Source organism: Variovorax boronicumulans, assembly GCF_029892485.1.
Lineage (GTDB): Bacteria > Pseudomonadota > Gammaproteobacteria > Burkholderiales > Burkholderiaceae_C > Variovorax > Variovorax boronicumulans_B.
Window position 1 is genome coordinate 208746 of sequence record NZ_JARXVG010000010.1, and the last position, 22416, is coordinate 231161.

A 22416-nucleotide genomic window follows, 5' to 3' on the forward strand; every position below is an offset into this window, starting at 1 on the left:
GCGGGCTACCCCGCAACCCGATCAATCCAACGAAACATTCGCCTTCTTGATCACATCCCCAAACCGCTGCGTCTCGCTCGCCACAAACTGATCAAACTGCGGCCGAGTCGTCGGGAACGGCTCATACCCGAAGCTCTTGAACTTCTCCAGCACGTCGGGTTCCGCCAGCCCCTTCTCGATGTCGCGCTTGATCTTCTCCGTCACTGATGCGGGCAGGCCCTTGGGCACCGCGATCGCGTTCCAGCCGATCACCTCGAAGCCCTTCGGACCGCCCGATTCGGCCACGGTCGGCACGTCGGGGAATCCGGCGTTGCGCTGGGGCGCGGCCACGGCCAGGAAGCGCAGCTTGTTCGCGCGCTGCAGCGGGCCTGCTGTGGCGCTGCTGCCCAGCGCAAAGGCCAGCTCGCCCGTGGCGACCGAGGTGTAGAGCTGCGTGGTTTCCTTGTAGATGATGTGTTCCATCTGCGTGCCGGTGGCCGACTCGAAGAGTTCGGAGCCCAGGTGCACCGGGTTGCCGACGGACCACGAGCCGTAGTCGAGCTTGCCGGGGTTGGCCTTGGCGTCGGCGATCAGGTCGCCCACGGTCTTGTACTTGCTGTTGGTGGCAACGGTGAAGAAGAAGTAGGTCTTGAAGAGCGGCAGCAGCGTGTCGAAGTCCTTGGCGCTGTCGTAGGGCAGCTTCTTGAAGAGCGCGGGGTACGCGGCCAGGTGCACGTTGTCGAGCACGATGATGTCGTGGCCGTCCTTGGCGCCGCGCTTGAAGGCGTCGATGGCGATGAAGCCGTTGCCGCCCGGGCGGTTCTCGACCACCACCGGCTGGCCCCAGGCGCGCGAGAGCTTGTCGGCCACGAGGCGGGCCACGCCGTCCGGACCGCCGCCGACCGGGAACGGCGTGATGATGCGCACCGGCTTGGTGGGGAAGGCGGGTGCCGGTTGCTGTTGCTGCGCCGATGCGGCCGTGGGCAGCAGGCCGGCGGTGGCCAGTGCGAGTGCTGCCACTGCGATGCTGCGGCGCGTGGCCTTGGTGGTCGTCGTGTTCTTCATTCTCTTCTGATCCTCTTGGTTAAAAAAATGCCATCGGGCCGCTGTGTGCGCGGCTTCCGATGGCTTGGGTTTCTGCTTCTGGTTGTTGTGCTGAGCTGTGCTGTGTTGTGTTGTGGTCAGACGCGTTCGAGGATCAGCGCAATGCCCTGCCCCACGCCGATGCACATGGTGCACAGCGCATAGCGGCCGCCGCCCTTGTGCAGCTGGTTCACCGCGGTGGTGGCAAGGCGTGCGCCGCTGGCGCCGAGCGGGTGGCCGAGCGCGATGGCGCCGCCGTTGATGTTCACGCGCGCGTCGTCGTCCTTCAGGCCCAGCAGGCGCAGCACGGCGAGGCCTTGGGCCGCGAAGGCTTCATTGAGTTCGATGACGTCGATCTGGTCGATGGTGAGGCCGGTGAGCGCCAGCACCTTCTGCGTGGCGGGCGCGGGGCCGATGCCCATCACGCGCGGCGCAACGCCGGCGGTGGCCATGCCGACCACGCGAGCGCGCGGCGTGAGGCCGTGCTTCGCGGCACTGGCTTCGTCGGCCAGCAGCAGCGCGCAGGCGCCGTCGTTCACGCCGCTGGCATTGCCCGCGGTCACGGTGCCGTCGGGGCGCACGACACCCTTGAGCTTGGCGAGGGATTCGAGGCTGGTCTCGCGCGGGTGCTCATCCTTGTTGACGATGATCGCGTCGCCCTTTTTCTGGGGCACGCTCACGGGCACGATCTCAGCGTCGAAGAAGCCGGACTTCTGCGAGGCCACGGCGCGCAGCTGCGAGTTGAGCGCCATCAGGTCTTGCGCTTCGCGCTCGATCTTGTAGTCGGTGGCGACGTTCTCGGCCGTCTCGGGCATCGAGTCGACGCCGTACTGCGCCTTCATGAGCTTGTTGACGAAGCGCCAGCCGATGGTGGTGTCGTACACCGCGTTGTTGCGGCTGAAAGCGCTCTCGGCCTTGGGCATGACGAAGGGAGCGCGGCTCATGCTCTCGACGCCGCCGGCGATCATCAAACCGGCTTCGCCTGCGCGGATGGCGCGCGCTGCGGTGCCGACCGCATCGAGGCCCGAACCGCACAGGCGGTTGATGGTGCCGCCGCCGATTTCGAGCGGCAGGCCCGCGAGCAGCGCCGACATGCGCGCGACATTGCGGTTGTCTTCGCCGGCCTGGTTGGCGCAGCCGTAGAGCACGTCGCTCACGGCCTGCCAGTCGACGTTCTTGTTGCGTTCCATCAGCGCCTTGAGCGGCACGGCGCCCAGGTCGTCGGTGCGCACGCTGCTGAGCGAGCCGCCGTAGCGGCCGAAGGGGGTGCGAACGGCGTCGCAGATGAAGGCTTGGTTGGTCATGTGCTTTGTCTCTTGATTGCTTGGGTGGTTTTACGCAGCGATCGGCAAGCCGACCAGCTTCTCGAGTTCTTCGCGGGTGAGGCCCTCGACGAGGTCGACGAGCTTCAAACCCTCTGGCGTGCATTCGAGCGTGGCGAGGTCGGAGTACACGCGCTTGACGCAGCCGATGCCGGTGAGCGGATAGGTGCACTCTTTCACCAGCTTGCTCGCACCCTGCTTGGTGAGCAGATCCATCATCACCCAGGTCTGCTTGGCGCCGATGGCCAGGTCCATCGCGCCGCCGACGGCGGGAATGGCGTCTTTTTCGCCGGTGTGCCAGTTGGCGAGGTCGCCGGTGGCCGACACCTGGAACGCGCCGAGCACGCAGATGTCGAGGTGGCCGCCGCGCATCATCGCGAAGCTGTCGGCATGGTGGAAGAACGAGCCGCCCGGCAGCAGCGTGACGGGCTGCTTGCCGGCGTTGATGAGGTCGTAGTCTTCCTCGCCGGCCTCGGGCGCGGGGCCCATGCCGAGGATGCCGTTCTCGCTCTGCAGGATGACTTCACGGCCCTGCGGCAAGTGGTTGGCCACGAGCGTGGGCTGGCCGATGCCGAGGTTGACGACGGCGCCGTCGAAGATGTCCTGCGCGACGCGGGCTGCGAGCTGGTCCTTGGTGCGACGTGTGTATGCCATGTTCATGCTGCCTTCTTGAAACCGCCGGCTTGTGTCGCCACGCGTTCGATGCGCACCACCTGGTGCACGAAGATGCCCGGGGTCACGACGGTCTCGGGGTCCAGGGTGCCTAGCTCGGCGATGTCGTGCACGGTGGCGATGGTTTTCTTCGAGGCCATGGCCATCACCGGGCCGAAGTTGCGCGCGGCCTTGCGGTAGACCAGGTTGCCCCAGCGGTCGCCGCGCTCGGCCTTGATGAGCGCCACGTCGCCGTGGATGGGGTACTCCAGCACGTACTGCTTGCCGTCGATCTCGCGGGTTTCGCGGTTGCCTGCGAGCTGCGTGCCGTAGCCGGTCGGGCAGAAGAAGGCGCCGATGCCGGCGCCCGCGGCGCGGATGCGCTCGGCCAGGTTGCCCTGGGGCACCAGTTCGAGTTCGAGCTTGCCGCTGCGGTAGAGCCCGTCGAACACCTGGCTGTCGGCCTGGCGCGGAAAGCTGCAGATGATCTTGCGCACGCGGCCGGCCTTGAGCAGCGCGGCCAGACCGGTCTCGCCGTTGCCGGCGTTGTTGTTAACGACGGTGAGGTCCTTGGCGCCCTGCTCGACGAGGCCGTCGATGAGTTCGCCGGGAATGCCGGCGGTGCCGAAGCCGCCGATGAGAACCGTGGCGCCGTCCTGGATGCCTTCGAGGGCATCGGCGACCGAGCGCGCGATCTTGTTGATCATGAAGCTTGTCTCCGGGTGGAAAAAAGGGGTGACTCGAAATGTTCGTATACAGAACATTTGTTCGTATAATGAATTCTAAAGACGATCGCGCACCATGGCAACCCAGACGAATCCCTCCGAAACTCCCGCCCCCGGCGACAGCTATGTGCAGTCGTTCGCACGCGGCCTGCAGGTGATTCGCTCGTTCAGCGAGAGCGCGCCGCGGCAAACGCTGAGCGAAGTCGCCGCAGGCAGCGGCCTCACGCGGGCGGGCGCGCGGCGCATCCTGCTCACGCTGCAGACGCTGGGCTATGTGGTGACCGACGGCAAGCTCTTCACGCTCACGCCCCGCATCCTCGACCTGGGCTTTGCGTACCTCTCGTCGATGCCGATCTGGAACCGCGCCGAGCCAGTGATGGAGGCGCTGGTGCAGCAGGTGCAGGAGTCGTGCTCGGCCGCGGTGCTCGATGCGACCGACATCGTTTATGTGCTGCGCGTGCCGACCAAGAAAATCATGCACATCAGCCTGGGCGTGGGCTCGCGGCTGCCGGCCTACTGCACCTCGCTGGGCCGGCTGCTGCTGGCCGATCTTGAAGACGACGAGGTGCGCGCGCGGCTCGAGGCCTCGAACCTCGAGGCGCTCACCAAGCACACGGTGACCGACATCGATGCGCTCATGGCCAAGGTCGCGCAGGCGCGCAAGCAGCAGTGGTGCCTGGTGAACCAGGAGCTCGAAGAGGGCCTCATCTCCGTGGCGGCGCCCATCGTCAACCGGCAGGGGCGCATGGTGGCGGCGCTCAACATCAGCGGGCAGGCGAATCGCACGAGCGCGAAGGTGATGCAGGAGACGATGCTGCCGGCGCTGATCGATGCGGCGAAGCAGGTGTCGCGCTTGCTTTAGCGAGTCACCGGGGGCCATTAGGATCGGGCGTGCCATGACCGATCCTTACGTCACCACCAGAGGAAATCAGCACCGATGATCGAGTTCTTTCACACCAAGGAGCGCCTTCGTTTTCTGTTGTTCGTGGGCGCCATTGCGACGCCGATCCTGCTCGTCGCCATATGGTTCGTGAGCAGCATGGAGGCGTCGTCCGCCGCCAAGGGCGAGCCCAATGACAAAGGCGGCCTGCACTACCGCATCCAGGAAAAGAGCGGCGCGAAGGCACTGCCGCCCGCGCTGGCCGCGTTGCTCCCGGTGCCGCCGAACACGGCGATGACCGACGTGAGTGTCGACACCGACGGCGCAGGCCGCGTGACGAGCGCGGCCATCAAGGCCTTCAGCACCGACGACTTCAAGACCGTCGCGGCCTTCCACCGCCCCACGCTCGCGCCCGTGACCACCGACAGCGCGGGCTCGCTCGAAGGTGTGCGCGATGGCTACGAGATTCGCATCTCGCACGAGAAGACCTTCTTCGACAACGACCCGTACAAGGACCGCACGAAGATCGAATACACCGTCAATCCCGCGAAGAAGCCGTAGCGCCGGGCTGAGCGCGCACGGCTTGCGCAGCGTGGGGACCAACGGCCAGCCCCGGCGCTGCGGTGCAGGCCTGCTTTTTGCGTCCCGCAGCGGGGCGGCCGGCCACCCATGCGGGAAAGCCCGGAGCCGGGCCGTTGCGGGCACGCCGAAAGACTGTCATCACGGTTTCGGAAGGTTACCTGCCCCACTTACAATGCCTGCCGCATCTCCCATCCCCTACGAGGTCTTGTCCGCAATGCCCAAGAGCCCCCGGCCTCGCGCCCGCTTTCCCTTCTCTTCCACCGTGCGCGCACTGCTGCTGGCCGTTGCCGCCTCTGGCGCAGCACTGCCGGCACTGGCCGCGATCGAGCATGAGGACGTCGACCGCCTCATGCAGGCCGGCAAGCTCGACGAGGCCATGGCGAAGGCCGATGCGTTCCTGAAGGACAAGCCGCGCGACCCGCAGATGCGCTTTCTCAAGGGCGTGATCCAGCTGGACACCGGCAAGCGCGCCGAAGCCATCGCCGCCTTCACCCAGCTCACGCAGGACGCGCCCGAGCTGCCCGAGCCGTACAACAACCTCGCGGTGATCTACGCGAGCCAGAACCAGTTCGACAAGGCGCGCGGCGCGCTGGAAAGCGCGATTCGCACCAACCCCAGCTACGCCACCGCCCAGGAAAACCTCGGCGACGTGTACGCCAGATTGGCCAGCCAGGCCTACAGCAAGGCGCTGCAACTGGACCAGAACAACACCGCGGTGCAGCCCAAGCTGGCCGTGATCCGCACCCTCTTCACGCCGACGCCGCCGGGCGCCAAGCCCACGGCGCTGGTCGCCTCGGCCGCGCCGGAACGGCCCGCGCCTGCAGCCAAGGCGCCGCCGGCACCGGTACCTGCACCGGCGCCCACCCCCGCTCCCGCACCGGCCGCCAAGGTGGCCGCTGCACCCGCGCCCGTCGCCGCCCCGGCCAAGGCGCCTGAAGCCGCGCCGACGCCTGCACCGGCACCTGCCGCCGCACCGGCCTCCACCGCCGAGATCGAATCCGTGGTCCGCGGCTGGGCCTCGGCCTGGGCCGGCCAGGACATGGAGCGCTACCTGGCCGCCTACGGCCCCGACTTCGTCCCCGGCGGCGGCCAGAGCCGCAAGGCCTGGGAAGAAGACCGCCGTGCACGCATCGTCGGCAAGTCGAGCATCAGCGTGAACATCGAGAACCTCGTGATCAAGGTCGACGGTCAGAACGCCACGGCCAAGTTCCGCCAGATCTACCGCGCGGACAGCCTCAACATCTCGAGCCGGAAGACGCTGGACCTGCAGCGCTCGGGCAACCAATGGCACATTCGCAAGGAAAGCGTCGGCGGCTAGTGACAGACATCGTCCGGCGCGGCCGGCTAAAGAATCCTCCGTTCCCGCGCCGCGGGAACCTGCTCGCAGCGCTGATGACCGCATCGGCGCTGATGCTGGCGGCACCCGGCGGTGCCCTCGCATCGAACAAGACGGGCAGCGCAAAGACCAGCAGCGGCGCCAAGGCCACCAAGGCAGGCAAGGCCGACAAGGCAGCCAGGGGCCCCAGCAGCCGTGCTTCCGCCAGGGAAGCCAGGGCCGGCGCCGGCAAGGCCGTCCAGGCCAAGGGCAAGAAGGCCGCCCCGCCGGAAATCCGGACCGCCGCTGCTGCCACCACCAGGCCCGCCCGCAAGGCCGCGCCCGGCGCCTCCATCCAGGAAGCCAGCAGCGCCGAAGCCCGCCTGATCTCCGTGTATGAACTGTTCGGCCGCGGCCAGGCCCGCCCCGCGCTGGCCAAGGCCCGCGACCTGGTGCGGGACTATCCGAACTTCCAGCTCGCGCAGCTCGTCTACGGCGACCTGCTCGCGGCGCAGGTGCCGCCCACGAACGCCTTCCCCGACAACGCCGGCATCGCGCGCCTGCGCGGCAACCCGGCCATGGCCGAGTTGCACGAGGAGTCGCGGCGGCGCCTGCAGGCCCTGCGCGAACGGCCGCCTGCGGGCACGGTGCCCTCGCAGTTCCTGTCGCTCTCCACGCGCAGCCGCTACGCCATAGCGGTGGACGCCTCGCGTTCGCGCCTGTACCTGCTGGAGAACTCCGACAAGGGATTGAAGCTGGTGGCCGACTACTACATTTCGGTCGGCAAGTCGGGCACCGACAAGCTCGCCGAAGGCGATGCGCGCACCCCGCTGGGCGTGTACTACATCACCAGCAGCCTGGACCCCAGGTCGCTCAAAGACTTCTACGGCGCGGGCGCCCTGCCCATCAACTACCCCAACCCGTACGACGTGCGGCGCGGCCGCACCGGCGGCGGCATCTGGCTGCACGGCACCCCGCCCCAGCAGTTCGCGCGGGCGCCGCTCGCGAGCGACGGCTGCGTGGTCATGGCCAACCCCGACCTGAAGCAACTGCTGCGCAAGGTGCAGATCGGCGCCACGCCGGTGGTCACCGCCCGCAGCCTGCAATGGATCTCGCCACCGCAGGCAGAAAAAGAAGCCCAGACATTTACCAGCGCAATTACCGCCTGGAAAGATACGCGGGCGAGCGGAAATGAAGCGCAATTGAAGAAATTCTATTTGCCGGATTTCCAGCGCAGCGCGAAGAAATCGACCGAGGGAATTTCGGTCGCCCATGACGAAGTGGAATATGCGCAAGGCAAGCGCGTCCAGTTCAAGGACATGTCGTACCTGCACTGGCGCGACGGCGACGACACCATGATCGCCACCTTCGGAGAAGTCTTCGAAGGCGAAAAGAGCGGGCGCACCCGGCGCCAGTACTGGCTGCGCCAAGGCAGCGAGTGGAAGCTCTTTCACGAAGAAATCCTGGGCTGAGGCCCCATTCGAGGCCGGTTTGAGGCCCTGTCGGCGACGGGGTCACCCCCTCAATCCGTGATTTTTTGCGCAGCCAAAGCACCTATTTTGGGTGTTACAACTCGGCTTCCGCGACCCCGTGCTACGTAACACGTAACGCCTCTGTTCCCGTAACACCCCCCTTCCGCGCGTTCCCGCGACCGTAACGTTACCTCCCATCTTCATGGGAGTTTCGACACGGTTTACAGAGGGAAAAATGCTTCTCCACATTGTTAACAAACCTGACCAGGGACACCTGGGCCCAGGTGGCAGGAGGCTGGCCGCCATCCTGCTACGTACTTCTCCAATATCACACCAAAGGCCTCACTCCCTCGGGTTTGCCTTGTTGATACACGGAGTTACGCTGTATAACATCCACCTTGCCAGTCGCTGTTAACACTTCCTGAAAGGGCACGAAATGCTTAATTCAATTACTCGATTTATTGAGGACGAGGAAGGCGCCACCGCAATTGAATACGGAATCATTGCGGGCCTGATTTCAATTGCCATCGTCGGGGTTCTTTCTGGAAGCGATGGCCTTGGCACCAAGCTTTCCAGCCTCTTCACCTATATCGCCGGCAAAGTCACCACTCCCGCCAGTTAGTGCGGCTGCATCACACCGCCTCCACATCAGTTCCCGCCAACACTTCTGAAAGGCTCATCATGACCAACTCAATTACCCGTTTCATCCGCGACGAAGAAGGCGCCACCGCCATCGAGTACGGAATCATTGCCGGGCTCATCTCCATCGCCATCGTTGGCGTTCTGTCGGGTTCTGGCGGTTTGGGCCAGAAGCTGGCCGGCGTGTTCACCTACATCTCGGGCAAGCTGACGATCCCGACGTCCTGAGCGCATCCAACGATGCGATCGGTGTGCCTCATCTGGTTGTTGTTCGTCGCCGTCTATGACTTCCGTCAACGTCGCGTTCCCAACTGGCTCGTGCTTGCCGGCGCCGCACTGGCGCTGGCTGCACTCGCCCTCGAGATGCAGCCCTTCGACATCGGCTGGACCACCGCATTCACAGCCGCCGCAGTCGCCTTTGGCGTACTCCTGCTCCTGTACGCCGTCGGCTTCATGGGAGCGGGCGACGTGAAATTCGCTGCCGCACTCGGACTCTGGGTGGGCCTGTCGGCCCTGCTGCCGATCTGGATCGTGGGCAGCATCCTGGCCGGTGTGCACAGCACCCTCTTTCTCGCACTGCAGCGCTGGCCCGTGTTTCCACGGCTCTCGCTGATGCTGCTCGGCCGCACACACGCTGCGGCCATCGACAACGGCAACGCTGCGCCCAAGCGCAGGCGCCTCGTCGTTCCCTACGCGGCCTATCTCGCACTGGCCACAGCGGCATGGATGGTCTGGGGGCGACAGAGTTAGCAGTTGCCTGCCTCTGTCACCGCAGGCCCTTCATCCCTCCATTTCCATGATCGCTTGCCACCCCTTCTTCATTCGCCGCTCATGATCAACCTCACCAAAATCCTCGCCGCCATCCTGGTGCTCCTGGCCATCGCGCTCGGGGTCTACGCCTGGATGCTGAGCCGGCAGGCGCCCGCACCCGCCGTGGCGGCCACCGGCGCTGCGACAGGCCCCGTCAAGGCTCGCGAGGTGCTCGTCTATCCGGTCGTGGTGGCTGCCAAGGCGCTGCCTGCGGGCGAGGCGATTCCCGCCGACGCACTGCGTGTGGAACGCCTGACGATCAACCCGGCCGGCGCTTTCCAGGACGTGGCTGTGGCCGCTGGCCGCGTGCCGGTGCTGGACCTCGCCGAGGGCACGCCCCTGATGGAAAACCAGCTCGTCTCGGGCCTCGCACTGCGCATCGCGGAAGGCGAGCGTGCCGTCGGCATCAAGGCCGACGAAATCATGGGCGTCGGCAACAAGATCCAGCCCGGCGACTTCGTCGATGTCTTCATCATGCTCAAGTCGGACGGCAAGGACGTGGACCGCAGCCAGGCCCGGCTTCTTCTCGCCCGCAAGCGCGTGCTGGCCTTCGGGAATGCGTCGGTCGACGGCTTGCCGTCCAAGTCCCCCGACAAGGCCGCTGCGCAGCAAGCCCAACGCAACGAAATGGCCCGCACCGCCGTGCTAGCCGTTCCCATCGACGAGGTGAACCGGCTGACCATCGGCGACGCCAGCGGTCGCCTGATGCTCGCGCTGCGCAACCCGACGGACATGGCGCAGCCCGATCCCAAGCTCTTCGCCGAACTGCCCACCGCGCTGCAGCCGCCGCAATCCAAGACCGGTGAACCGCGCCGCGCCCCGCTCGAAGGACTCGACCGCGCACAAGCCGGCCTGACCGCCGCCGACCTCGTCACCGGCGGCAAGGGCCCGAGCGTGCGGCCGCCGGTCGCCGAAGTGCGCGCCGTCGCCAGCAGCCCACGCGCGGCCAGCACCGGCACGCGCGGCGGCCTGCAGGTCGAGGTGATTCGCGGCGAACGCAGCGAAACCGTGAACTACTGAACTTGAACCGCCAGCCGACACCCGCCCTCCAGGAAAAACACATGCCTTACATGCTTCGCGAGCAGTCGACCGATGCCAACCCCGGCCCGCAGAAGGCCCCATCGCAGCTGCTGCGTTCGTCCTTCGTCGCGCTGTGCGCATTGGCACAGGCCGTGTGGCCGGTGGCGTCCACGGCCGCCGACGCACAGGCACAGCCGGCGCGCCCGCAGCAGCAGCAGCAATTTCAGTTGCCGCGCCCGCTGATCCTGAGTGCCGGCACGCAGCAGGAGTTGCTGATCGACAAGGGCATCGACCGGATGGCGATTGGCGACGAGAGCGTCGCCAACGTCACCATCACACGCAAGACGCCCAATTCGCCGGCGGCGCGGTTGATCGTGACGGGCAAGGCCGCGGGCCGCACCTCGCTGATGGTCTGGGAAAAAGGCAACGCCGCCGCGACCACGTACACGATCGAAGTGCGGCGCCGTTCTTCCACGGTTGCCGGCTCCATGGACAGCATGACGGCGCACCAGCTGGCACGCAGCACGGCGCTCGCCAGCGCCGGCGAAAAGACGGAACTGATCGACCGCTCGGTCGTGAACGTGCGCAGCAGCACGGTGCAGGTCGAAGTGAAGATCGTGGAGTTCAACCGCAGCGTGCTCAAGCAGGCGGGCCTGAACCTCTTCAGCACGCGCCCCAATTCGAATGGGTTCAGCTTCGGGGTGTTCGCGCCTTCGTCGCTGCAGACCGCCACGTTCAACACCAACGGCCAGATCAACTACGAGTACAACAGCCCGCTGGCGCAAGCCTTCAGCCTGCTCTTCAATTTCAGCAAGGCCGGCCTCGGCTTGGACGTCGGCTTCCTCGAGGGCAATGGCATGGCCCGCGTGCTCGCAGAACCCACGCTGGTGGCGCTGTCGGGCCAGAGCGCCAGCTTTCTGGCCGGCGGTGAACTGCCGATTCCCGTGCCGCAAGGCCTGGGCACCACCAGCATCGAATACAAGCCCTTCGGCATCGGCCTGACGCTGACGCCCACGGTGCTGTCGAACGATCGCATCGTGCTCAAGGTCGCACCCGAAGCCAGCGACCTCGACTACACCAACGCGCTGAGCCTCAACGGTGTCGCAGTGCCGGCAATCACCACGCGCCGCGCCGACACCACGGTGGAACTGGGCGACGGCGAGAGCTTCATCATCGGCGGGCTCGTGAGCCGCAGCACCACGTCGAATGCGGACAAGGTGCCGCTGCTGGGAGATCTGCCGATCCTGGGCGCCTTCTTCAGCAAGAACAACTACAAGATGAACGAAAAGGAATTGGTGATCCTGGTCACGCCGCACCTGGTCAAGCCCATTGCGAAGGGCACGGACCTGGCACCGTATCTGCCCGGTTCGGCCGAGCAGCGCGACGGCGCGGTGTGGCGCTCGTACTTCCTGGGCGGGGCGGCAGATACCGCAGTTCCCGGCTTCTCCCGCTGAAATGGATGAGCCGGACACCCATGTATCGCAGGCAAGCCCGATGAACGCCCCACGCGACAGCATCCCCGAAACAGGCAGCGAAACCTATCTGTTTGCGTCGAGCAATGGCAGTCACATCACCTGGTTGACCGACGCCCTGGGCACGCTGGGCTCCGTCGTTGTCCTGGCCCCGGACACGAAATCGCTCGACGAGCGCATCGCACTCCTCGGGCCCGTGGCGGTGTTCATCGATTTTTCGCCCGAGCAGAGCGTGATGGCCACCCAACTCCATCAGCGCCTCAAACGCGATTGGCCGACGCTGCCCGTGCTGGCCACCGGCAACTCTGCAGAGCCCGCAGCCATGCTCTCCGCCCTGCGTGCGGGCGTGGACGACTTCATCGACATGGCCGCAGCCTCCGCGGAAGCCGTGACCACCCTGCGCGCCCTGCTCGATCGCCGCGGAACCCTGCAGGGCGGCACCCGTGGCAGCACGCTCGCACTGCTCGGCGCGCGTGCCGGTCTTGGCGTGACAACGCTGGCCACAAGCCTGGCCCTCGCTCTGAACGATCAGCTCGTCCAGGCCCCGGCGCGCCCCCCGGGGCGCAGCGTCCGGCAGGGCGTGGCGCTGCTCGACCTGGGCCTGCCGGCGCGCGACGGTCTCCTTTATCTCGACACGCAAAGCGGCTTCAGCTTCGTCGACGGTGTGCGCAACCTGCGCCGGCTCGACCAGACCTTGCTGCACACCGCGCTCGCGCATCACAGCAGCGGCGTTGCCATCCTGCCGCTGCCTGCCAGCCTCGCGCAAGTGCGCGAGATCTCGCATGCAGATTCCGTCACGCTGATCAAGCGCCTGGCCGACTTCTTCGATTTCCAGATTGCCGACCTCGGCGGCTTCTCGACCATCGACTTCATGGCGCAGACGGTGCGCGAAGCGCAGCAGGTGTGGGTGGTATGCGACCAAAGCATCGGCGGCATCGTGTCGACCGCCAACATGCTCAAGGAACTGCGGGCACGCGGCGTCGAAATCGAGCGCCTGGCCTTGGTGGTCAACAAGTTCGACGGCCATGTGGGCCTGTCGGCCAAGGACATTGCCGAACGGCTCGAACTGCCGCTGCGGCACGTCCTGCCCTCGCGCAGCGCGCAGCTGCTGGCGGCAGCGAGCCGCGGCGAGATGCTGGTGCGCACCGCACGCGGCGACCCCTACGCGCAGGCCGTGACCGGCATCGCCCGGAGCCTGCATCAGGAATACATCTCCGCAACGGGACAACCCCCGGCCAAGGATCCACGCTGGGTTGCGCTCATGTCGCAGCTCACTGGCTTCTGGAAGAGTTCACACGAAGGTTGAACCCATGTCTACCGATATCGAATTTGCCGACGACGACCAGACGTTCATCAACTCGCAGCAGTTCCAGGACATCAAGAGCTGGACGCACGACCATCTGCTGAGCCGCATCGAAGAGCTGGGCGCGGAGTTCGGCCGCTGGTCGCGTGCGTCGATCCAGCAGTTCGTCGAACTGGAGGTCGACAGCTTCGTGCGCCTTCGCCGCGTGCCGATCAACGACCGCGAGATGCAGCTCATCTCGGACGCGTTGACGAAGGAGCTTGCGGGCTTCGGGCCGCTGGAAGACCTGCTCAACGACCCGGCCGTCGAAGACATCCTGATCAACGGCTACCAGAACGTGTACGTCTCGCGCCACGGCATGCTGGAGCGCGAGACGGTGCGCTTCGCCGACGCGGAGCATGTGATGCGCATCGTGCGGCGCATCCTCGCGCCGCTGGGGCGCCGGCTGGACGAATCCAACCCGATGGTCGATGCGCGCCTGCCGGACGGTGGCCGCATCAACGTGATCATCGAGCCGCTGGCCATCGATGGGCTTTCGGTCTCGATCCGCAAGTTCCGCAAGGAACCCCTCACGCCCGCCGATCTGGTGAAGCTCGGCACCTTCGATGCGGGCATGGCGCAGCTGCTCGAAATTGCGGTACGTGCGCGCTGCAACATCCTCGTGAGCGGCGGCACCAGCTCGGGCAAGACGTCCCTGCTCAATGCGCTGGCGAGCTTCATCCCCGGGCGCGAGCGCGTGATCACCATCGAGGACACGGCAGAACTGTCGCTGGGCACCAGCCACGTCGTGCGGCTGGAAAGCCGCCCGGGTGGCTTCGACGGGACGGGCGTCATCTCCATTCGCGACCTGCTGCGCAACAGCCTGCGCATGCGCCCCGACCGGATCATCGTGGGCGAGGTGCGCGGCGCCGAAGTGATCGAGATGATGCAGGCCATGAACACCGGCCATGAAGGCTCGATGGGCACCATCCACGCGAGTTCGCCGCGCGAATGCCTTTATCGCCTGGAAATGCTGGCGGGCTTTGCGGGCTACCAGGGCAGCGAAGTGAGCCTGCGCCGGCAGATTGCCAACGCCATCGATTTCATCGTGCAGATCGGGCGCCTCTCGGGCGGCCAGCGGCGCATCATTTCGCTGAGCGAAGTCACCGGCGTCAACGACAACATCGTCGCGATGCAGGAGCTGTACCGCTACGAGCCGATCGTCTCGCCCGATGGCGAAGAGCGCGACCGCTGGGTGTCGCTGGGCATTGCGCCGCATTCGCCGAAGATCACGCGCTTCCGCCAATCGATGGCGCGTGCGGCACAGGGGGACAACCGTGCGTGAAGGCCTGCTCATCGTGGCATGCATCGCGCTGCTGATGGCAGCAGCGGGGCTGTTGCTGTGGCAATGGGCGAAGAGGCGGCAGGTGCGCCAGGCCACGGACCGGCACCTGAGTCAGCAGATTCTTGCCACCGGCGCGGCCACGACGATACCGATGCCCGTGCGGGATCTTCCGGGAGAAAGCGCGACCACCCCCCTGACGACCGATCCTTGGCTGGAATCGGAAGCGGCGACCGCAGCTGCGGTTCCCGCCAGTTTGCTTGAGCGAGCCCTTCCAGGGTGGCTGGTGGGCGTGATCGAGCCGCGCACCGTGGTGCTCTCGCTGCTCGCCATCGTCGGGCTCTGCGTGCTGGTCGGCGTGCTGGCGGGATGGCTGGCCGCACTGGCTGTACTGTTCCTTCTGCTGCTCGTCGCGAGCTTCGTGCTGTGGTGGCGGCTGCAAAAGGCTCGCCGCAAGCTGGTGAGCCAGTTGCCCCCTTACATCGACGCAATGGTGCGCCTGATCACCATCGGCAACTCCACGCAAGCAGCCTTCCAGCTGGCGATTCCGACCACGCAGGAACCGCTGCGCGGCCATCTGGAACGCTCGGCCACACTGGTGCGCGCGGGCGTGGACCTGGACCGTGCGCTGCACCAGACGGCGACCCACGTGCGCGTGGAGGAAATGTTCCTGCTGGCCTCGATCCTGGGCCTGGGCGTGCGCTACGGCGGCCGTGCCGACCTGCTGCTGGAGCGCGTAGGCAACTTCATGCGCGACCGCGAGCAGGCCGAGCAGGAGCTCAACGCCATGTCGGCGGAGACGCGCCTCTCGGCATGGATCCTCGGCCTCCTGCCCGTGGGCGTGGGCGCCTTCCTGATCTTCACCAATCCCAGCTACTTCATGGGCATGTGGAATGACGGCACGGGCCGCATCCTGATCTTCTCTTCCGTCGGCCTGCAACTGACGGGTGCGGCGCTTCTTTACCGCCTTGCGAAGCTGGCATGACGTTCACCTCCAATCAACTCGCGATCTTCAGCCTCGTGCTACTGGCATTGGGTCTGGTGATAGGTGCTGGTGCGCTGATTGCCACCGAGTTCCGCCGCACACGCAGCGGCCAGGTCATCGGCCGCGCCATCCGGCAGGCCTCGCTCGCGCCCGATGCCCTCAAGTCGCCCGTGGGATCGGACGAAGAAACCGAAGCGGCATTCCGCCCCGAGCTCGACCTGCCGTTCCATTGGCTCAATTCGCGACTGGGCCGGGCACTGGTCGCGGACGAAGACCGCAACCTCATCGATCAGTGCGGCCTGCCTTCCAAGCGCGCGCAGCTGATCTTTCTGGTGACGCGGATCACGCTTGCGCTGCTGCTTCCGCTGCTGGCCTACGTGCTGTGGAGCGGCGGGCACGAGCAAGGCACTGTCGTCGTAGTGCTGACGGCCGCGGCCGCCATCGGGTTCATGGCGCCCAAGTGGGTGCTCGGCCGGATTGCCGCCGCGAGGCGCGAGCGCGCCGCCAGCGAGCTTCCGCTCTTCATCGACCTCCTTCGGCTGCTGCAAGGCGTGGGCCTGAGCCTGGACCAGAGCCTGCAGATCATGGCGACCGACTTCCGGCACGTGCTGCATGTGCTGGGCTACGAACTGAGCATCGCCAACGCCCAGTACAGCCAGGGACGCACCCGCGAGCACTCGCTGCATCGCCTGGCCACGCTGCACAAGAATGAAAACCTCCGGGGCCTGGTTTCGCTGCTGGTGCAAGTCGATCGGCACGGCGGCGCGGTGCAGGAGCCGCTTCGCGTGTTCAGCGACCGCCTGCGCGAAAGCCGGCGCTCGGAGATGAAGGAACGTATCGGCAAGATCACGGTGAAGATGACCGGCGTCATGGTGACCACACTGCTGCCGGCGTTGGTCATCGTCACGGCGGGGCCGGGTTTCATCGCGATATTCCGTTCACTGGGAGCCATCAGCAAATGAAAACACTCGCCTTTTCCGAGCGTTCGCGCCTTGTCGGGCACCTGCTGGTTTGCACCACTACCGCGATGGCAGCCCTTGCCATCACGGGGTGCAGCCTCCTCAAGGAGCAAAGTGGCTACGCAATGACGGCCGATGCGCAGCAGCGGGCGTCCGCCGAACTCGCGGCCGAAACCAAGGCCGGCGCCAACATCGATTCCAAGGCCACCTACCTGAAGCTCGTCGAGAAGATGCAAAAGGAAGGCCTCTGGTTCGCATCGCTGGCGCACATCGATGCGCTCGAGCAGCGCTGGGGCGTGGCGCCCGAATCCACCCGCATGCGCGCCGACGCACTGCGCCAGACCGGTCAGGCCGCCTTGAGCGAGGATGCCTACAAGCGCCTGATCGGCACGCCGCTCGAAAGCGCCGCCTACCGCGGCCTGGGCCTGCTGGCCGGCGCACGCGGCAGCTATGCCGAATCGGTGCAACTGCTCAAGCAGGCGCAGCGCCAGACGCCGACCGATGCCTTGCTGCTCAGCGACCTGGGCTACGCCAGCCTGCGCGCGGGCCAGATCGCCGAGGCGCGGCTGCCGCTGATGCAGGCGCTGCAACTGAGCCCCAACAACCCCCAGGCCCAGGCCAACCTTGCGCTGTACCTCGAAGCCACTGGCCAGAGCGACCAGGCGAACAGGCTGATGGAGTCCAACCGCATGCCCGACGCGACCCGCGCGGCCGTGCGGGATGCCGCGCGTCAGTTGCGCGCAGGCGGAGGTGCGCCACTCGCGACGAGCACAGCGCTGCCCCCACTCTCTGCAAGCGCCGCACCTGAAAGCGCAAGCCCCGTGCGCGACGAAGTGGCAACGCTTCCCCTGATGCTCAAGGCGTCACGCTGGTCCGGCAACGGCGGCCTGCGCACAGCGAGCCAGATGAATCCATCCGCCACGGAAGCCGCCGTGTCCCTGTCTCCCAACTCGACCTCACGAGGTACTCCATGAGAAAAGAACACGCCACCCGCCTCGCTGCAATGTCGTCCATGTTCGGGCTGGTCACTGTGCTGTTGGCGGCTGCCCCCGCGGCGTTCGCACAAGACGTCAAACCCGTCGCCGCCCCGGTGGCTCCCGCAAGCGCCCAAGTGCCGGTCCCCGCCAGCACCGAAGGCCAGACCCAGATCGCAGAAGACGCGGAACCCGTTTACGAACGGCTGCAGGTGGGCGATGCCACACAAGGCCTGCTCGCCTGGCAGCGCGGCGGCGAGATCGCGTCCCCCACGCCGCGGCCTATTGCTGGCGAGGTCGCGAACCGCAGCTATGAGCGTTATCTCAAAAGTTTTGAATTTCCGATTCCGGAACGCATGAGTTCGATCGTCAAGTCGGGCTCGGGCGGCGGCACGACCAAGTAACTGCGCAACTCCCCACTTGCGCACGCCAAAGGATCATCATGAGAACACCCTGCCTTCGCACAAGAGCGCACACCCAGCGCGGTGTGTACGCGGTCGAGTTCGCCATGGTGTTCCTGATCTTCTTCTCGCTGCTCTACGGGATCATCACGTACGGCATCTTGTTCGCGTTCCGGCTCGGACTGCAGAATGCCGCCGAAGACGGCGCGCGCGCCGCGCTGCGCTACCAGTCCACCTTCGCGCAGCGCGCCACCCAGGCGAAGACCATCGCAACGCAGAGCAGCAGCTGGATGCCCGTCGTGGTAGCGCCCACTGTCAGCGCGACCGTCTGCGGGGTGGTCACCAACAACTGCGGCACACCCACCTGCGGGACCGCTTGGAACGATCGCTGCCAGATGGTGGTGACCGTCACCACCACCAACATGCAGCAGCTGCTGCCGCCCTTCCCGAGCTTCGCGATACCGAACCAGATCGTCGGCAAGGCCAGCATGCTGCTGGACGGGAGAGCACCATGAACACCCTGCGTGCTGGCAGCCAGCGGACGGGCATGCGGGGCCTGCAGCGCGGCGTGGCCGCCATCGAGTTCGCACTGGTGTTCGTGGTTCTGTTCAGCGTGGTCTACGCGGTTGCGACCTTCGGCGCCGTGCTCTACACGCAGCAGGCCTTGACCCGCGCTGCAGAAGAAGGCGCACGGGCCGTGGGTCTGCTCACCACACCCGCACCTACCGCTGGCGACACGCGGATAAAGGATGCGGTGTACGACGCCCTGGCCAACTCGCTGGTGGTGCCTGTCTCCGCCAATGCCAATGTGGCAAGCCGGCGCAGCTGGATCGTTTCGCAGGTCAGCGTGGACGTCACCTCGGGCGCGCCGAGCAGCCCCGGCGCCTATGTCAGCTACATGGTCACGGTGACCTATCCCTACAGCGCCAACCGCTTGCTGCCCTCGATGCTGGTGCTCGACACCAGCCGCTGGATGCCCGATCAACTGCGCAGCCGCGCCAGCGCAGCGCGCTGGTCGTCCTGAGGGCCGTGCCATGAAAGCCCCTATTTCCACACACTCCCGCCGGCCGAACCGAGCAACACTTGCCTCGCCAAACCGTACCCGCGGTTCGATCATCATCAATACGGCCATTGCACTGAGCCTGATCGTCATCACGTTGATCGGCACCCAGATCGGCTTTCTGTACTACATGAAGCGCGAGTTCCAGAAGACGGCGGATCTGGCCGCGTTGGCGGGCGCACAAGGATTGGGAACGAACAATTGCGCGGCAGCAACGGCCGCAGCCATCGCGAATGCGGCGCAGAACCTGCCGGGCGGACTTCCGCCCGTTGCTGCCGACAGCATCGTGTGCGGTCGATGGGATCCGGCGTTGAAACCCACCGCGCCTCATTTCGGCGCGCCCGATGCAGGACAGAAATTCAATGCGGTACGCGTCACCATAAGCAGGACTCCCGCGCTCCTGCTCCCCGGAATTTCCGGCAGCCCGGCACAACAGATCACCGCGGACGCCGTTGCAATTCAACAGTCTCCACGCGCGAATCTGACCATTCGCTCCACGCTGGTGACAGTGGACTCGACAAAATCGCCGTTGCTCAATGCGGTAGTCGGCGGAATGCTGGGCGGCAGTCTCAATGTCGATGCCGTGGGCTGGAATGGGCTGATCAACACGAACCTTCAGTTGTTGACCTACATCGACCAACTGGGGGTCAACCTGGGCATCGGCGTCGGCAAATACGACCAAGTGCTGGGCACGAGCGTGTCGGTCGGCACGCTGATCCAGGCCATGGTCGACGCTCTGCAGCAGGGCGGGAACACGGCGCAGGTGGTGATCGATGCCCTCAACCTGATCAAGCTCACGGCCAATGCAGCCTCTGCACAGCCTCTGCTCAAGCTCGGTGATCTGCTCGGCGTGCAAACCGGCTCCGATGCGGCCGGGCTGACCACCGACATCCAGCTTTTCCAATTACTCCAAGGCGTGGTGCAGGCTGCGAATGGTAAGAACGGCTTGGTCGTCACAGCGACACTGCCTCTTGCGGGCCTGGCTTCGGTGACAACGAACGTGAAGGTCATCGAGCCGCCGCAGCTCTCGGCCACCGGAGACCCCAGGCTGGCCAAACTCAATCCGACCGGGCCCGACAAAATCTATGTACGCACAGCTCAGGTCCGTGCGTTGATCTCGATTGATCTTCCAGTACTGAATGGCATCACCGATCTCGTTAATGCAGTGAACGCAGCCCTCGCGCCCGTCACGGATCTGCTGAACAATCTGTTGAGTTTGAATCTCCTCGCCTTGCTGCAGAACATCTTGGGGTGCCCCGTCGGCTGTACACGCAACAACGTCACTGACATCAGGATTCTTCCTGCGCCAGTACGGCTGGACATCAGTTTGGACGCAGGCGGCGGTGCGTCGATGGTGACGGACTACAGCTGCGTGGCAAGTGCGACATCCCTTACGACCCAGACCACGACATCGGTGGCCACCCTGCGTATTGGCAGTCTCGGCGCGACAGCTGCCATCGCAAAAGCAAATGCTTTTTCGTCGAGTGCGCTACCTACCGTCAGTCCGGTGCCCGTCATAGACATCGGGTCTCAAACCTGCCATTTCGGGCTACTGGGCCTCTTCGGCAGTTGCGATGCAGCGACACGCAAGCCCTTTTACGGTGGCGGCCTCGGACTGAAGGCCGATGTCCCCGTGGCCGCCTCCACGCAGTCCCAGTTCTTCGCGAATCCCCCTACGCTGGATCAAGCTCCCGCCTACCTGGCCATTGCGACACAGAACATTGTCGATAGCCTGAGCAATACGCTGAAGGCTCTCAACCTCCTGATCGTGATTCCACCAACGGCACTAGGCGGTGGCTTGTCGAACGTTCTCTCGGGCCTGACAGGTGCCTTGAGCGGTGTCATCAACATCTTGATCGGCGTCATCTCGGGCGTGCTCTCGCCGTTGCTCGACCCCCTTCTCAACACCTTGCTGAGCAATGTGCTCGGCGCGAACCTGGCCCAGACGGAAGTCGGTGGCCGGCTGAGCTGCTCGAGTGGTGCCGAGCTCGTTTATTGATTGCGCATTTTTCTACATGAGTTCCCCCGCCCATTTCGACGAACTCGACCTCTTTGTCTGGGAAGGCAAAGCCGACATCCTCGACCGCATTGCGCGGTGCATGGCGAGCTTCGACGTGGAAGTCACCCGGGCCGACGGGTTGCCGCCTCCGCAGCAGGAGCGCGGCGTGGCGATGCGTCCTTCCGTCGCGATCATCAGCGTCACCGTCATCGACAGCGGCGGCCTTGCGCATGCCACCGAGTTCCTGCAAGGCATGCCGGTGATCTGGGTCGCCGCGGGTTCGCGCGAGCGCGACTCGCGGACCTATCCGCCCGAGTACCTGCATGTGCTGCCCTACGACTTCACCTGCGCCGAGCTGCGCACGCTGGTCGCGAAGCTGGTGCGGCAGCTGCGTGCGCGCGATATCGCGCCGCAGGCGCCCGATGTGCTGGTGGCGCATTCCGAGGCAATGAAGGCGCTGCTTGCCGAAGTGGGCGCCTTTGCCGATTGCAACCATCCGGTGCTGGTGCGCGGTGAAACGGGCGTGGGCAAGGAGCGCATCGCGCAGCAGCTGCATCTGGGGCATCAGTCGTACAGCAAGGGCGCGTTCGTGGCGGTGAACTGCGGCGCGATTCCCGACGGGCTGTTCGAATCGCTGTTCTTCGGCCACACCAAGGGCTCGTTCACCGGCGCCGTGCATGCGCACCGCGGCTACTTCGAGCAGGCCACTGGGGGCACGCTGTTCCTCGACGAAATCGGCGATCTGCCGCGCTACCAGCAGGTGAAGCTGCTGCGCGTGCTGGAAGACAACGCGGTCACGCGGCTGGGGGCGACTTCGCCGGTGCGGGTGGACTTCCGGCTGGTGGCGGCGACCAACCGCAACCTGCGCGAGATGGTGGCGAGCGGCGAGTTCCGCGCCGACCTGTTCTACCGGCTCGCGGTGATCGAGCTGCATGTGCCCAGCCTCGAAGAGCGCGGCGAGATCGACAAGATCGCGATCTTCAAGGCGCTGCTGGGCAACGTGCTCGGCGACGAACTCGAGACGCTGGGCGAAACGCCGCACTGGCTCAGCGATGCCGTGGCCGAAACCTATTTCCCCGGCAATGTGCGGCAGCTGCGCAACCTCGCGGAGCGCGTGGGCGTGATCGCGCGGCAGCTGCGCGGCTGGGACCAGAACCTGATCCAGCGCGCCATCGCGCTCACGCGGGGCACGCCGACGCCGGCGATGTCGGCGGAGAGACATGGCAGCGGCGGCACCAACGGCAGCGGTGTTGCGCTCGACAGCAACGGCGACCGCAAGGGCTGGAACAGCAGCGAGCGCAACCGCATCATCGCGGCGCTGGAGATCAACGACTGGAAGCGCCAGGACACCGCGCAGCACCTGGGCATCAGCCGCAAGGTGCTGTGGGAAAAGATGCGCAAGTACCAGATCCTCGACGGCGAACCCGGCATACCTGAAGACACTTAGGCTCGCCGAGGGCGGGG

Annotated in this window: 23 protein-coding genes; 19 read left to right on the top strand and 4 right to left on the bottom strand. The window is 65.8% G+C overall.

What is annotated here, in order from left to right; all coding sequences use genetic code 11:
- Positions 1-21: 21 nt before the first annotated feature.
- The 4 genes from M2282_RS22605 to M2282_RS22620 all read right to left on the bottom strand — a co-directional run bounded on the left by M2282_RS22605 (position 22) and on the right by M2282_RS22620 (position 3742).
- Positions 22-1044 carry a Bug family tripartite tricarboxylate transporter substrate binding protein gene (locus M2282_RS22605; protein WP_280811007.1) on the bottom strand — a complete coding sequence of 341 codons (1023 nt, stop codon included), beginning with the start codon at positions 1042-1044 and terminating at the stop codon, positions 22-24.
- 116 nt (positions 1045-1160) lie between these two features.
- Positions 1161-2366 (bottom strand): 3-oxoadipyl-CoA thiolase, encoded by a 1206-nt coding sequence (gene pcaF, locus M2282_RS22610; RefSeq protein WP_280811008.1) that lies wholly within the window; start codon positions 2364-2366, stop codon positions 1161-1163.
- Between the two features lie 30 nt (positions 2367-2396).
- A complete protein-coding gene (locus M2282_RS22615; RefSeq protein ID WP_280811009.1) occupies positions 2397-3038 on the bottom strand; it encodes a 3-oxoacid CoA-transferase subunit B in 642 nt (213 codons plus the stop codon).
- A 2-nt stretch (positions 3039-3040) separates the two neighbouring features.
- A complete protein-coding gene (locus M2282_RS22620) occupies positions 3041-3742 on the bottom strand; it encodes a 3-oxoacid CoA-transferase subunit A (protein WP_280811010.1) in 702 nt (233 codons plus the stop codon).
- Between the two features lie 94 nt (positions 3743-3836).
- Between M2282_RS22620 and M2282_RS22625 the strand changes: the two genes are divergently transcribed.
- The 19 genes from M2282_RS22625 (at position 3837) to M2282_RS22715 (ending at position 22399) form a co-directional block, all read left to right on the top strand.
- The gene (locus tag M2282_RS22625; RefSeq protein ID WP_280811011.1) at positions 3837-4622 is read left to right on the top strand and encodes an IclR family transcriptional regulator domain-containing protein; all 786 of its coding nucleotides are present in this window, start codon (positions 3837-3839) and stop codon (positions 4620-4622) included.
- Positions 4623-4697: 75 nt separating this feature from the next.
- A complete protein-coding gene (locus M2282_RS22630; RefSeq protein WP_280811012.1) occupies positions 4698-5201 on the top strand; it encodes a hypothetical protein in 504 nt (167 codons plus the stop codon).
- Positions 5202-5436: 235 nt separating this feature from the next.
- On the top strand, positions 5437-6540 hold the full coding sequence (locus M2282_RS22635; protein ID WP_280811013.1) for a nuclear transport factor 2 family protein: 1104 nt from the start codon (positions 5437-5439) through the stop codon (positions 6538-6540).
- Positions 6507-8009, top strand: coding sequence for a L,D-transpeptidase family protein (locus M2282_RS22640; protein WP_432422928.1), 1503 nt, complete (start codon positions 6507-6509; stop codon positions 8007-8009). The genes M2282_RS22635 and M2282_RS22640 overlap by 34 nt, the downstream gene beginning before the upstream one ends.
- Before the next feature lie 436 nt (positions 8010-8445).
- Positions 8446-8631, top strand: a complete 186-nt coding sequence (locus M2282_RS22645) for a Flp family type IVb pilin (RefSeq protein WP_280811015.1) — start codon at positions 8446-8448, stop codon at positions 8629-8631.
- A gap of 59 nt (positions 8632-8690) precedes the next feature.
- On the top strand, positions 8691-8876 hold the full coding sequence (locus tag M2282_RS22650; protein ID WP_280811016.1) for a Flp family type IVb pilin: 186 nt from the start codon (positions 8691-8693) through the stop codon (positions 8874-8876).
- 12 nt (positions 8877-8888) lie between these two features.
- Positions 8889-9398, top strand: a complete 510-nt coding sequence (locus M2282_RS22655; RefSeq protein WP_280811017.1) for an A24 family peptidase — start codon at positions 8889-8891, stop codon at positions 9396-9398.
- Positions 9399-9479: 81 nt separating this feature from the next.
- Entirely contained in the window at positions 9480-10478 is a 999-nt protein-coding gene (gene cpaB, locus M2282_RS22660; RefSeq protein WP_280811018.1) for a Flp pilus assembly protein CpaB, read from the top strand.
- Between the two features lie 41 nt (positions 10479-10519).
- On the top strand, positions 10520-11932 hold the full coding sequence (locus M2282_RS22665; RefSeq protein ID WP_280811019.1) for a type II and III secretion system protein family protein: 1413 nt from the start codon (positions 10520-10522) through the stop codon (positions 11930-11932).
- 40 nt (positions 11933-11972) lie between these two features.
- Entirely contained in the window at positions 11973-13256 is a 1284-nt protein-coding gene (locus tag M2282_RS22670) for a histidine kinase (RefSeq protein ID WP_280811020.1), read from the top strand.
- Between the two features lie 4 nt (positions 13257-13260).
- Positions 13261-14577, top strand: a complete 1317-nt coding sequence (locus M2282_RS22675) for a CpaF family protein (RefSeq protein WP_280811021.1) — start codon at positions 13261-13263, stop codon at positions 14575-14577.
- Complete coding sequence (locus tag M2282_RS22680) at positions 14570-15559, top strand: type II secretion system F family protein (RefSeq protein WP_280811022.1); 990 nt, start codon at positions 14570-14572, stop codon at positions 15557-15559. The genes M2282_RS22675 and M2282_RS22680 overlap by 8 nt, the downstream gene beginning before the upstream one ends.
- Positions 15556-16521 (top strand): type II secretion system F family protein, encoded by a 966-nt coding sequence (locus M2282_RS22685; protein ID WP_280811024.1) that lies wholly within the window; start codon positions 15556-15558, stop codon positions 16519-16521. Before M2282_RS22680 ends, M2282_RS22685 begins: the two co-directional genes overlap by 4 nt.
- Positions 16518-17492, top strand: coding sequence for a tetratricopeptide repeat protein (locus tag M2282_RS22690; protein WP_280811025.1), 975 nt, complete (start codon positions 16518-16520; stop codon positions 17490-17492). The genes M2282_RS22685 and M2282_RS22690 overlap by 4 nt, the downstream gene beginning before the upstream one ends.
- Positions 17493-17530: 38 nt before the next feature.
- Entirely contained in the window at positions 17531-17896 is a 366-nt protein-coding gene (locus M2282_RS22695) for a DUF3613 domain-containing protein (protein ID WP_280811026.1), read from the top strand.
- 38 nt (positions 17897-17934) lie between these two features.
- Positions 17935-18408: a TadE/TadG family type IV pilus assembly protein gene (locus M2282_RS22700; RefSeq protein ID WP_280811028.1), complete on the top strand. Its 474-nt coding sequence runs from the start codon at positions 17935-17937 to the stop codon at positions 18406-18408.
- Positions 18405-18917 (top strand): TadE/TadG family type IV pilus assembly protein, encoded by a 513-nt coding sequence (locus M2282_RS22705; RefSeq protein WP_280811029.1) that lies wholly within the window; start codon positions 18405-18407, stop codon positions 18915-18917. The genes M2282_RS22700 and M2282_RS22705 overlap by 4 nt, the downstream gene beginning before the upstream one ends.
- 10 nt (positions 18918-18927) lie before the next feature.
- Positions 18928-20952 carry a TadG family pilus assembly protein gene (locus M2282_RS22710; protein WP_280811030.1) on the top strand — a complete coding sequence of 675 codons (2025 nt, stop codon included), beginning with the start codon at positions 18928-18930 and terminating at the stop codon, positions 20950-20952.
- A 16-nt stretch (positions 20953-20968) separates the two neighbouring features.
- Complete coding sequence (locus M2282_RS22715) at positions 20969-22399, top strand: sigma-54 dependent transcriptional regulator (protein ID WP_280811031.1); 1431 nt, start codon at positions 20969-20971, stop codon at positions 22397-22399.
- The last annotated feature ends 17 nt before the right edge of the window (positions 22400-22416 follow it).

Coding starts and splice junctions, on each gene's coding strand:
- M2282_RS22705 (WP_280811029.1), top strand. CDS start 18,405: ATGAACACCCTGCGTGCTGGCAGCCAGCGGACGGGCATGCGGGGCCTG.
- M2282_RS22605 (WP_280811007.1), bottom strand. CDS start 1,044: ATGAAGAACACGACGACCACCAAGGCCACGCGCCGCAGCATCGCAGTG.
- M2282_RS22670 (WP_280811020.1), top strand. CDS start 11,973: ATGAACGCCCCACGCGACAGCATCCCCGAAACAGGCAGCGAAACCTAT.
- M2282_RS22620 (WP_280811010.1), bottom strand. CDS start 3,742: ATGATCAACAAGATCGCGCGCTCGGTCGCCGATGCCCTCGAAGGCATC.
- M2282_RS22695 (WP_280811026.1), top strand. CDS start 17,531: ATGTTCGGGCTGGTCACTGTGCTGTTGGCGGCTGCCCCCGCGGCGTTC.
- M2282_RS22640 (WP_432422928.1), top strand. CDS start 6,507: ATGGCACATTCGCAAGGAAAGCGTCGGCGGCTAGTGACAGACATCGTC.
- M2282_RS22685 (WP_280811024.1), top strand. CDS start 15,556: ATGACGTTCACCTCCAATCAACTCGCGATCTTCAGCCTCGTGCTACTG.
- M2282_RS22665 (WP_280811019.1), top strand. CDS start 10,520: ATGCCTTACATGCTTCGCGAGCAGTCGACCGATGCCAACCCCGGCCCG.
- M2282_RS22650 (WP_280811016.1), top strand. CDS start 8,691: ATGACCAACTCAATTACCCGTTTCATCCGCGACGAAGAAGGCGCCACC.
- M2282_RS22655 (WP_280811017.1), top strand. CDS start 8,889: ATGCGATCGGTGTGCCTCATCTGGTTGTTGTTCGTCGCCGTCTATGAC.
- M2282_RS22710 (WP_280811030.1), top strand. CDS start 18,928: ATGAAAGCCCCTATTTCCACACACTCCCGCCGGCCGAACCGAGCAACA.
- M2282_RS22625 (WP_280811011.1), top strand. CDS start 3,837: ATGGCAACCCAGACGAATCCCTCCGAAACTCCCGCCCCCGGCGACAGC.
- pcaF (WP_280811008.1), bottom strand. CDS start 2,366: ATGACCAACCAAGCCTTCATCTGCGACGCCGTTCGCACCCCCTTCGGC.
- M2282_RS22675 (WP_280811021.1), top strand. CDS start 13,261: ATGTCTACCGATATCGAATTTGCCGACGACGACCAGACGTTCATCAAC.
- M2282_RS22635 (WP_280811013.1), top strand. CDS start 5,437: ATGCCCAAGAGCCCCCGGCCTCGCGCCCGCTTTCCCTTCTCTTCCACC.
- M2282_RS22715 (WP_280811031.1), top strand. CDS start 20,969: ATGAGTTCCCCCGCCCATTTCGACGAACTCGACCTCTTTGTCTGGGAA.
- M2282_RS22690 (WP_280811025.1), top strand. CDS start 16,518: ATGAAAACACTCGCCTTTTCCGAGCGTTCGCGCCTTGTCGGGCACCTG.
- M2282_RS22615 (WP_280811009.1), bottom strand. CDS start 3,038: ATGGCATACACACGTCGCACCAAGGACCAGCTCGCAGCCCGCGTCGCG.
- cpaB (WP_280811018.1), top strand. CDS start 9,480: ATGATCAACCTCACCAAAATCCTCGCCGCCATCCTGGTGCTCCTGGCC.
- M2282_RS22630 (WP_280811012.1), top strand. CDS start 4,698: ATGATCGAGTTCTTTCACACCAAGGAGCGCCTTCGTTTTCTGTTGTTC.
- M2282_RS22700 (WP_280811028.1), top strand. CDS start 17,935: ATGAGAACACCCTGCCTTCGCACAAGAGCGCACACCCAGCGCGGTGTG.
- M2282_RS22645 (WP_280811015.1), top strand. CDS start 8,446: ATGCTTAATTCAATTACTCGATTTATTGAGGACGAGGAAGGCGCCACC.